A 420-nucleotide genomic window follows, 5' to 3' on the forward strand; every position below is an offset into this window, starting at 1 on the left:
ATGTTTTCATCTGACCATTTCTTAGATGTGATTGCAATAGAGGCTCCGTCATTTAGCATGTCGTTAAAACCACCAGACTGAGATGCAAGCGCTACATTTACACTTGGCTCATCTATCAATGTTTCTATCGTTTCTAATATTTCTGGTTCGACAAAAATCGATGTTCGAGCCTCAGAGTCAGAAAATGCCAGCGGTGAAATCAAACATGAAGCTAGAGCAAAGAAAGGCAATACTTTAATTTTCATAATTCAACTCCAACTTCGAATTAGGTGTCAACTCGCTGTCCGAACTAAATATAGTCCACGCTTGTTCAGTACTTTCAGCTTTCGTGTTTACAACAGCAATTGTGCGCCTTTCCCGTTTTTTTAGTTGTACCGTCAATGCCGTATTCTGATAAAACTCTTGCTCTTCAATTCGATT

At 39.0% G+C, this 420-nt stretch carries 2 pseudogenes; both read right to left on the minus strand.

Annotation, left to right across the window (positions count from 1 at the left end):
- A pseudogene (locus IQR33_RS34455) lies at window positions 1–245 on the minus strand (phosphate ABC transporter substrate-binding protein); the annotation flags it as partial.
- Window positions 235–420, minus strand: a pseudogene (locus IQR33_RS34460) (hypothetical protein); the annotation flags it as partial. The pseudogenes IQR33_RS34455 and IQR33_RS34460, both read right to left, overlap by 11 nt.

The sequence above is a fragment of the Vibrio sp. OPT46 genome, from assembly GCF_015163535.1.
In the GTDB taxonomy this organism is placed as follows: Bacteria; Pseudomonadota; Gammaproteobacteria; order Enterobacterales; family Vibrionaceae; genus Vibrio; species Vibrio alginolyticus.